The sequence below is a fragment of the Bacillus sp. EB V-12 genome (assembly GCF_056158125.1).
The window spans coordinates 62,365-73,891 of sequence record NZ_JBUXJL010000004.1; the positions used below are offsets into that span (position 1 = coordinate 62,365).

Consider the following 11,527-nt stretch of genomic DNA (forward strand, 5'->3'; position numbering starts at 1 on the left):
ATTTTTTATAATTTGTAATCACAAATTGTTTGTATTGGATTTTGAAGAATCGTGTTGATTAACCCCTGGATGTGATTTAATATTTCCTGTATTTTCTCTGTTTCATATACCGTTTGATCATATCCAAACTTTATTGTAAGTCTTTCTTCAGGGAAGCACATAATTCCATACTTTACATGTGGCTCATCAACAACTTCGTAATCCGTGATAGCAAAATGTCTGTTTTCATTTGAAGAAAAGATTGCTGGATTAGTTGGATAGTTTTCAAAAACCCAAAGATGGTCAGTCAACTCAGTTTTTAATTCACTTTGCTTTTGTATATCAACAAATGAATAGTATGCATACTCATTACATTTCAATGTCTCTAGTTGTACCTTTTGCAGGAAGTCCACAAAAGATTGCGTTTCTGTCCATGCTAATCGGATAGGCAAAACATTTGTGAACAGACCGAACATATTTTCAATTCCTTCTACTTCGGGGGGTCTGACTGATACTAGGTTAGGCAATACTACTTCTCTCGTTCCGTTGAATTTGCCAAGCAATATTCCCCATACAGCTAGTAATGCCGTATTCATAGTTATATTATTTTTAGTTACAAATGTCTGTAACTGATCAGTCAAATCCTTGTCTAATGTTAAATCCATAAAAGTGAAGTTTAACCCTTCACTTTTAGATGGGACTTTCTTTTTAGGAATACTAATTTTCTGATTGTATCCTGATAAATAATCTCGCCAAAAATGACGTGCTTTCTCATGATCTTGTGCCAAAGTCCAATCTATAAATGTTTCAAAAGGTTTTACCATGGGTAACCCCGCCGTAGTTCCGGCATTTGTAGTTTCGTAGAGCTGGAATAATTCGTCTATCAAAATGCTGACGCTCCAACCATCACATAATAGATGATGGGAACTCCAAATTACTTTATGCTCGTTATTACCTAGTTGGAATATACAGAGACGTGTCATAAGTTCATCATTTTTAAATCCTCGACTTAAATTTTCATTCATCCACTGTTTTAGGAATTCTTGCTGTTCTTGTTTCGTCATCTCAATCAAGTTTTTTATTTCTGAATTTATTTGAACATCATATAGAACAGCTTGCCAAGGTTTTGCTTGTTCATCTTGCACAATTATTGTTCTTAAAGCATCATGACGATCAACTAATTGTTGGAAACACTGAATAAAGAGTTTAATATCCAGCTCCCCCTCAAGTGCCCAAATTGTTTGTTCAAAATATGCATTTGTATCAGGTTCATTCGTAGCATGCTCATAAATAACTTCCTGGAAAGGTGCTAACGGGTAAATACGTTCTATTTTTATATCCGGCATTTTTTCTTGTATTTTGTTAAGTGTATGTTGATTAAGTTGTTTATCTTTAACATTTAGTAATGTAGCTTTATTATCGTTCATTATGTTTACATCATTTGTTTGTGAACTTGAAAACTGGTCTAGCTTTTTAACAAATTGAACCATGTCCCTTAATATAGGAAATGAAAATATATTTTTTGGTTCAAGCTCGAATCCTTGTCGATACAGTCTGACGGACACTTGAATCGCTTTTATCGAATCTCCACCTAAGGCGAAGAAATGATCATTTACTCCAACTTGATCTATTTTGAGTACTTCTTGCCAAATACTAGTTAATATTTTTTCCATTTCAGTTTTTGGGGCAATAAATACTTCATTTTTTTGTTTCTCCGGAGTAGGGAGCGCTTTTCTATCTAATTTACCGTTTGGAGTCAGGGGTAATTGGTCCAAATAAACAAAATAAGAAGGAATCATATAATCTGGCAAGTGATCTTGCAAATGCTTTCGTAGTTCTGTTGTACTAATATTTTGCTCAGTTACCACATATGCAACTAAAAATTTTATTCCGTTCTCATCTGTTTGATCAATTACGACAGCATGTTCGACTTGTTTATAAGTTAGAAGACAATGAGAGATTTCTTCTAACTCTACTCGATATCCCTGAATTTTCACTTGGTAATCTTGGCGGCCTAAAAATTCAATATATCCCTCAGAATGCATTTTTCCACAATCCCCTGTTTTATATATAAGACCAAAATCAGGATGTGACACAAACGCTTCATTTGTTTTCTTTTCATCATTTAAATATCCTTTAGCAAGGCCCACTCCCCCGATATATAAATCTCCAATTACACCAACAGGGCACATTTTCTTTTCATAGTTCAACACATAATACGTTTGGTTTGCCAAGGGCATCCCGTATGGAATACTATTCCAATGTGATTCCACCTGTTTGACCGGATAATAAATTGACCAAATCGATGCTTCTGTTGCCCCTCCTAGTGAGACTACTTCTGCAATCGGAAAATGTCGTTTTATTTTTTCTGGTAAAGAAAGCGGAATCCAATCTCCACTATGTAAAACTAAACGTAAAGAAGGATATTCAAAATGAGAACCTACTTGCTCCAATGCCAAATCCATGATTGCAGGCACTGTATTCCAAATTGTAATCCCTCTACGTTCGACAGTGCGGATTAATTCTTGCATGTCTCTCGGATCACGAATCATTACTAACATTGCACCTGTGCTTAAAGCTCCGAAAATATCGTATACAGATAGGTCAAAACACATGGAAGAGATACCAATAATACGATCATCTTCATTCACCTCATATTTTTGATTTATGTCTTGAATAGTATTTGTAACCGCTTGGTGAGTAATAATTACTCCTTTTGGTTTTCCTGTACTTCCTGAAGTGTATATAATATAGGCAATATCTTCTGGACCAGCAATAGCGGGCATATCTTCTGTTGTATAAAATGACAAATGATTTTCTTCATAAAGACTAGGTTCTAATAAAAGCTTGCATGAGCTATTTTTTAAAATATATGTTTGGCGATCTAAAGGATGATCGGGATCAATCGGAACATAAGCGGCACCTGATTTTAAAATACCTAACATATTAACAATTGTGTCAACTCGCCTTTTTGCTAAAAGACCCACTTTGTCACCTAGACCAATACCTTGCTCTTTTAAGAAGTGGGCAATTTGATTAGAACGTTTATGAAGTTCCGAGTATGTTAACCATTCTTGTTCAAATACCACTGCTACTTCATCCGGTGTACGTTTTACTTGGTCTGTAAATAATTGATACAGAGTAGTTGAAGGTATTTTTTCTGTTGTTTCATTGTATTGCTTAATTAAAGTTTGATCCGATTCTTTCATCTGCAAAGATGTTATATCGCTTTGTTTCACCAATTGTTCCAATAAGTCAACAAATTGGGAAAACATTGCTTCTATTACATCAACATCAAACAACTCTTCAACATAGTTCCAGCTAATTAATAACTCTCCATTTTTTTCAATTACTACATTATCCAAATACACTTGTGGAGTCCGAGCATGAATATAGCGAAGAGAACCAAGTTGTTCCCAAGAGAAAGCACCTGCACCTGCTAACATCGAGGTGAAAACGATTGGCATAACTGCTTTTGGCGTCATTTGATGATATCGAGTAAAATCTCGAATAAAGTTAACTCCATCGTAATGACGATGTTCAAGGCCATCTAATAAAGTAGCTTGCGTTTCTTTTACTCTAGTAAAGAAAGTTTGCTCTGGTTTTACATCAACATCCAATAAAATAAGTGATGTGAAATCTCCAACAATCTGTTCTACTTCATCATGAACAGGATAACGGTTAAATACAGTCAAGTTAATTGCTAATCGACGTTGATTACTCCAATATGCCAACACATCACCATATATTGTACAAAGTAGAGCGGAAGGCGTTACCTCTTTCTCTTGTGCTAACTTTCGTAGCTTTGTCCATTTTTTATTATCCAGGATTTTTGTAAGTGATTGGAATTTAGGAGTAGCAATCTCTGCTGGATCCTTTTTTAACAGCAAAGAAGGTGCAAACGGAAAGTCAGGAAGCTTACTTGTCCAATAATCTTTTGCTGTTTTATATTCTTCGCTTTGTTCCATTTCATCATAGATAAACATATAATCTTGAAAATCAAAAGATAAAGATTCTAATTTTTGATTTGGTTTATAATAATAATGCAACAAATCCTGTCCAACAATGTTCATGCTTGCTCCGTCCATTAATAAAGCATCGTATCGAAAACATAATAAATACGTGTCTTCTTTTAAAAGAAAAGCTTTCAATTCAAACAAAGGCCATTGCCCCAAAGGGAATACATGGTTAGTCATTCGAGAACGCTCTTCTTGTAAGCGAGCATGTTGATTCCTATCATCTAAATCTATGAGACTCACTATTTCAATCTCGTAATCAGGAACGCTTTGTAATATTTGCTGTTTTCCCTCTGGTAAAATTACAGCTCGCAACATTGGATGACGATGAATTACCTTTTGAAAACTTTTTGAAAGACGATTGATATCCAAAGCTGTTTCATATTCAAAATATGTTTGAGGGGAAATACCACTTAATTCAAACTGTGAATTCCGTCCTATCATATACGCTGTCTGAACTTCTGTTAAGGAAAATGGCTTAGACAAATCTTTAACATGAGTTGGTCTACTTTCAAGGTTTTCCTCTTTATGCTCTAGCTTTACACAAGAACTCAGTTGAGCGATTGTGGGGTGCTTAAAAAAATCTGTTGTACTTATTTTTAAGCCGTCTTTTCTTAATAAATTAATTACCTGAAGTGCTTTAATAGATTCTCCTTTTAATGCAAAAAAATTATCATGAATACCGATTCCCTCGATCTCCATAACTTTTTCCCATGCACGCACTAATTTTTGTTCAATTTCATTGCGCGGAGCAACGTATGGAATTGATACATAATCCGTTTGTGTTATATCCAACAATCTTTTTCTATCCACTTTTCCATTTGGATTCAATGGAATCTCTTCTACCTGAATCATTTTTTCAGGAATCATAAACTCAGGTAATTTATCACTTAAATATTTTCTGATTTCATCAAAAGACACCTTGTTATCCGATACATAGTAGGCAGCTAATAATTTCCTATTTCCATACACTTGATCAACAACGATAGCCTGGTTTATTTCTGGATATTCCCTTAATTGAGTTTCGATTTCTCTTAATTCAATCCGATACCCCCGAATTTTCACTTGATGATCCATTCTACCTAAATATTCAAGTTCTCCATTAGGCAACCAACGAACGAGATCACCTGTATGATACATCATTTCCCCTGCCGCAAAAGGACTCGGTACAAACTTTTCATCTGTCAGTTTATTTTTACCAAGATACCCTCGTGCTACCGCTACGCCAGCAATGCAGAGTTCACCGGGAATTCCAAATGGTTTTAATTGGCCATACTTATTCAATATATAGGAATGATAATTCGGGTTAGGTTTGCCAATCGTAACTTCTTTGGAAGTGCTCAATTCTTTTACTGTTGCACAAATGGTTGTTTCTGTGGGACCATAAATATTTAAAATTGTTGCTTCACTGATACAACGAATTTTTTCAACCAAATCAATGGAAAATGATTCTCCTGCTAATAAAATAGATTTTAAATCTTTTAGAAAAATCGCCCCTTCTGGATCACTCAAAATCACTTCCATTCGCGATGGCGTTGATTCCCATAAATCCACCTTATGTTTTTTGACCAAATGAGCCAATTCTTTTGTTGCAAACTGGTCCTCTGTAGCAATTACTACTTTTGAACCTTGCGTTAAAGGAAGACATATTTCTAACAAGGAAATATCAAAAGATACACTAGCAAGAAACAAGAATGATTGATTAGCTTTTACTTTTTCTCTCATTACATTTAAAAAATGAACTAGCGATTTTTGTTCTATCATTACCCCTTTTGGATTTCCTGTCGATCCTGATGTGTAAATAACATAAGCTAAATCATTAGGATTATGTTCTCGTACTAAATTACTTTCTTCACCTTGAAAAAGATATTCTTTATCAAGATACAGTACTTCACCTGCAAATTGCGGCAATACTTCCTCTGTTCGCTTACTAAGTAAATATTTTGCTTGACTATCTTGTAACATATATTCAATTCGTTCAGTTGGGTAGTTAGGGTCGATTGGTAAATACGCTGCTCCTGCTTTTAAAATCCCCATCATACCAATAATCATTTCTAATGACCGATCTACCATAACGCCAATAATACTTTCTTTTGAAACACCTTTACTTTGAAGAATAGAAGCCAATTGATTCGCTTTCTTATTCAATTCTCTATATGTCAAAGATTGATCATTACAAACAACAGCAATTTGATCTGGAGTTTTTAATACTTGCGCTTCAAACAAATCTTGAAATGATTGAAACAAGTCTATGCCCGTTTGAAAAGTATTCAATCCTTCTAACAACTCTTTTTCTTCTTCTGCAATAATACAAATATCTTTCAATGCCAAATTCGGATTTTGTGAAACTTGCTTTAAAACATAACAATACGAATTGGCAAACTGTTGCAAAGAAGAGAATGAACGGGACTTGCAAGAAATTTGAAATTCAAATTCATTATGTATTTCATTCCATTTTCTTCGTATCCATAGGGCTACATTATTCTCTGCGTATTCTTCTAGCGAATTTTCATTATGTAATCCTTCCATCCCGATTACAATTTGAAAAGGAGTTAAATTGTGTTTAACTAATAATTCAGAGAGCGGATACTCCTGATTTTCATACCCGAATAAAGTCGTTTGTTCAATCTCATTTACTAATTGTTTAAAGGTGTGATGCGGCTGGATTTCACTTCCTAAAGGAATCAACTTATTAAGATTCTCACTTTGTTCAAGATTCTTTTCAATTATAGGAATACCAATAGTAATTCTTTCTTGATCTGTATAATGTGCCAAACAAACCCTTAAAGCGGCTTGAAACCAGCTAAATAATAATAAATCTTGAGACTTACTTATTTTTTGTATACTTTTACTAAATTCTACATTCACTATGACTTGAACGTATTCACAAGGTGTTTCTTTATTTAGTTGGTAATCGTTATTAAATTTAAATACAGAAAAATCGAGAATCTCGGAAGATAATTGCTCCTTCCAAAACGCTTCTACTTCTTTATTTTCATGAATCGAACTTCGATCTTTAATGTGCATTTTTATCTTTATCCCCCTAATATTCATTTCTTCTACTCGTTAATTTTCAAGCCAACTTCAAGCCCATGAAGAAACACTTGATGATTATCCAAACATAAAAATTGCTGAATATCTTCAAATTTCATATGACCGACTGAACAAACCCCTAAATTTAATGTCTCAGCAACCATATTTAAGGTAGCAGTGATAATGCCTGACTCAATACAAGCAAATAAATATCCATCTGAACCGTATTTCGGGATGGAAGCGTTCGCATTATAAACCAAATAAACTGAGAAGGCAGATTGAGTAAATAAATCCTGATTAATTAACTCATGATCACTTTTGATTACTTGATCAATGTTGTTTACAATCACAAGACTATTTTTTGATGGATTATAATAATAAAATCCAGCTTTCATATCCTCTATACGTTTTGGTTTTACATAAACAAAGATATCAATGGGATAGAGCCCGCCTGCACTTGCGTAATGATAGTATATTTTTTCTTCCCTAACCTGTTTTAGAGTTGATAAGAATCGGGAAAATTCCGAAAAACTAATATGTTTTTCCATATCAAATTGACGACAAGACCTACGTTCCTTGATTATAGTAGGTAGCTCATTTGTTGTTTCAAGTTGAATTTCGGTCGACCGTGCAGCAACGTGCGTGCGATTTAATTGTTTACTCATATACTTATCTAACTTTTCTTTAGAAAAGCGAATCTGGTTGCTATATGGATTTGAAAAAATCTTTTCTTGTGAAGAAAATACTTCTCTTGGGTGTAATATATTACTTACTAACACACGATTTTTTATCATGAGCTCTATGTTTTTTTGTGTCTCTTCTACATTTCCTAACGAAAAGCGCTCTACTAGTTCACTAATTTTCACACCTTTTTGAGCCATAAAATAAAAATCTGGAAACCACTCAGACAGAATACCTGTAAATCTCATTTCCCCTATCAAAACTTCATTATGCAACTTCTCCCAATGCTTAATCGGAGACCAGTAATAAATTTTCTCGCTCATATAACCCTCCATAAACATTTAACTTATTTTTGAAATGCAATTTTCTAATTTACAAAAATTTTTTCGGATTCTGCTCCTTGTCTCATAGTGATTATAAATACATGCACTTTAACGAAACTTGAAAATAATGAAATAACTTTTTCTTCATTAAAATTTTTTATTTCATCATAAAAAATGATTTCTTTTTGGATATTTCACATCCTTTCCCATAGTAATCCTATAAGGTATAAACCATTTGTAACATTGAGAATATTCATGTATTTCCAATGTGAAATTATTGTAATGGATTGGAGAGCGGTTGAATATAGTTATTAAATCAAATAATGTTGAGAAAGTTTTATTTATTATATCGATAAAATTTTATGATGTAATTTATTACAAATAGATTAAGAAAAGAGTTTTAAATTTTTCTTAATCAGTTAGTGTGAAAATATCACATACTATTACATACAATCGAGTTACTTACATTTCATATTCAAAATAGAGAAAAGACACCTTGAATGGTGTCTTTTCTCTATTTTAATTCCATATACTTTTTACGCCTTTGTTATTTTTAAACGATTTGTAGGAGTTAATACAACTCGAACATCTAGTTCGTTATATGTTCGAATATATAATAAACATTATATGAATTACGAATGTATTTCAGGTAATTTTATAAATAAACTCAAAGATATCTTCTCCTCCTACTGTCATAAAAGAAATAATCTATTGCTTATTTCTTTTATTAAATTGTAATATAATTACAGTATGTGAAATTATATTACATTAACTTTAAAAGCGAAGTGAGAATAATCTTCACTTCGCTTTTTTCATTTGCAATCCTTGTTAAATTTGCTCAATGCAGTATTTATTTCCACATTCTTCGCTTTTATTTAATCGGTTTCTCTGTTTTTAAGACAAATGAACTTAATGCAGGAACTTTAATTTTATTGTCATGGACAACATAAAGTAGTTTACTTCCCGCCTGCTTGCCATCTACTAGTACTTTCCAAGGCCCTTTCGATGGAAGTGTTATTTCAACAGCTTCTCTATTTGCATTGTGAGCCACTGTAAAGTATTCATGTTTATTCCCCTCTATTATATAAGCTACAGTATTTTTTGGAGCATCAATAAATGATACGTGTGTTTTTATTTGCTCTGCAGATGTCATTCGAAAAGCTGAGTACTTTTTGCGTAATTCTATTAAACCCTTCATATAATCTACTTCATTATTAAACGTTGCACGGCGCAGCCAATCCATCTGGTTAATTGAGTCTGGAGATTTGTAACTATTATGATCACCGTATTTCGTCCGCATAAACTCTTGCCCTGCATGTAAAAATGGAATTCCTTGTGATGTTAATAAAATCGAAGAAGACAATTTGTGCATTTGTGTTCGCACTTCATCGCTGTCACCTGGATTAGTTAACTCAAGTTTATCCCATAATGTATGATTGTCATGTGCTTCCACATAAGTTAGCACCTGCTCTGGATCTTGATAGGTAGACGAATTTGTATCGTAGTCAATACCTGCCGTAATACCTTTTTTAATACGATCTTCCATGTTTTCCTTTCCATTTATAAAACCATTTTCTTTTTCCTCAAATACACTACCTTTTAACCCATCACGTATATTATCGTTAAAATGAGCAATCCCTTTCATTTTCTCTGCATTTTTTTGATTTGCTTTCAGCTCAGCTGCAAGAGGTGTATTTAAATCCCATCCTTCTCCGTGTAGTATAATAGAAGGGTCAATTTGATTAACAGCTTTACGTATTTCATTCATCGTTTCATAATCATGAATACCCATTAAATCAAAACGGAATCCATCTAAATTGTATTCTTTTGCCCAATATGTGACGGAATCTATCATAAATTTCCTCATCATTTTTCTTTCTGAAGCAGTATCATTTCCTACTCCAGTTCCATTTGCAAATGTTCCATCTTCATTGTAACGATAATAATAACCTGGAACTAACTTATGGAAATTAGATTCAGCAGCGTTATACATATGGTTATATACTACATCCATCACCACTCGAAGATTATTATCATGTAGTGTTTGAACCATTTGCTTTAATTCAGTTATTCGCACAGTCGGCTCATAAGGATTTGTAGAATAGGAGCCTTCTGGAACATTGAAATTTTTAGGATCATATCCCCAGTTATATTGCGGTTCATTTAAAGTCTCTTCATTTACAGAAGCATAATCAAATATCGGTAAAAACTGAACGTGAGTAACACCAAGATCCTTTATATGATCAAGTCCTGTTTTTACACCTTCTGGCCCTTTTGTTCCTTTTTCTGTTACACCTAAATACTTCCCTTTCTGTTTAATACCACTTTCAGATTGAATGGAAAGATCGCGTACATGTAACTCATAAATAATAGCATCTTCCGGATTTTTAAATTTTGGCTTTTTGTTTGCTTTCCATTTTTTAGGATTTGTTTCTTCTAAATTAACGACTGCACCTTTATCCCCATTTACAGAAGCAGCACGCACATATGGATCAACCGCTTCAGTCCACTTATCACCAATTTTGACCTTATACGTATAAAAGAGCCCTTTTTGGTTCCCCTTTAGTTCTGCTGTCCAAGTTCCCTTTTCACCTTGTTGCATGTTTATTTCAGCACCTATTTTATCGTTCCAGTTTTTATATGTAACTAACTTCGCTTCGCTTGCAGTAGGAGCCCATAAACGAAACTTTGTATGTTGCGGAGTATATGTATTTCCTAAATCGTTACCACCATAATAAAATAAATTATCAAATTCTTCGCTACGAATGACTTTACCAATTTCAGTATTCGTATCAGCTAAGTTTTCTATTTTAACTTTGTATGTTTGTTTTAAATCAATTTTCTGTTCCGTAATTATTTTGACCTTATTAGTAATATCTCCACTGTTTATATCATAAGGAGTAATATTCTTAATTTTAATGCCTTCAATTTCAATTTTCTTTTCCCTAATATGAAACGGGACATTAGTCGTTACAGTAATTTCATGGAAACTATCAATAGTTGCTTTTTGAATTGAGAGATCCGATGATGGCTTAGAATTATATACTTTTTCATCACCCGAAAGAATCCATACTTCAGCACGACCGTCCTTTATATTTTCAATCCAACGATCCCCACCATCTTTTTCCCATTCATTTGTTCGAACTATAAATCCTACACGATTATAGTCACCGTCTATTTTTATCTTAGCGTATTTTCCAAATTCATCTTCACCAGTAAATTCATAAGATGTACCATTTGCATTTTCTCCCCATAACCAAAGATTCCAGTCTTTTGTATTTCCAAGCTTTTCTTTGTAATGAATGATAATTTCAGTTGTTTTCGAATTTGAAACTGCCTTCACACTCTGAAAGGAGAAAACAGATGATAACATAACGATTAAAGTAAGTAATAAAACTGTTTTGTTAATTAATCTTTTTATAATTTGCACCACATACACCCTTTCTTCAAATATTACTAACGATTTATTATGCTTTCACTACATAACACTGCTTA

The 11,527-nt window shown here is 33.3% G+C and carries 3 protein-coding genes; all 3 read right to left on the reverse strand.

Going from position 1 to position 11,527, the window contains the following annotated elements:
- Window positions 1-5 precede the first annotated feature (5 nt).
- Window positions 6-7,022, reverse strand: coding sequence for an amino acid adenylation domain-containing protein (locus ACZDYH_RS15560; protein ID WP_474886582.1), 7,017 nt, complete (start codon window positions 7,020-7,022; stop codon window positions 6-8).
- A 32-nt stretch (window positions 7,023-7,054) separates the two neighbouring features.
- A complete protein-coding gene (locus tag ACZDYH_RS15565) occupies window positions 7,055-8,032 on the reverse strand; it encodes a SagB/ThcOx family dehydrogenase (protein ID WP_016122625.1) in 978 nt (325 codons plus the stop codon).
- 871 nt (window positions 8,033-8,903) lie between these two features.
- Window positions 8,904-11,462 carry a type I pullulanase gene (gene pulA / locus ACZDYH_RS15570; RefSeq protein WP_166695080.1) on the reverse strand — a complete coding sequence of 853 codons (2,559 nt, stop codon included), beginning with the start codon at window positions 11,460-11,462 and terminating at the stop codon, window positions 8,904-8,906.
- Between the last annotated feature and the right edge of the window lie 65 nt (window positions 11,463-11,527).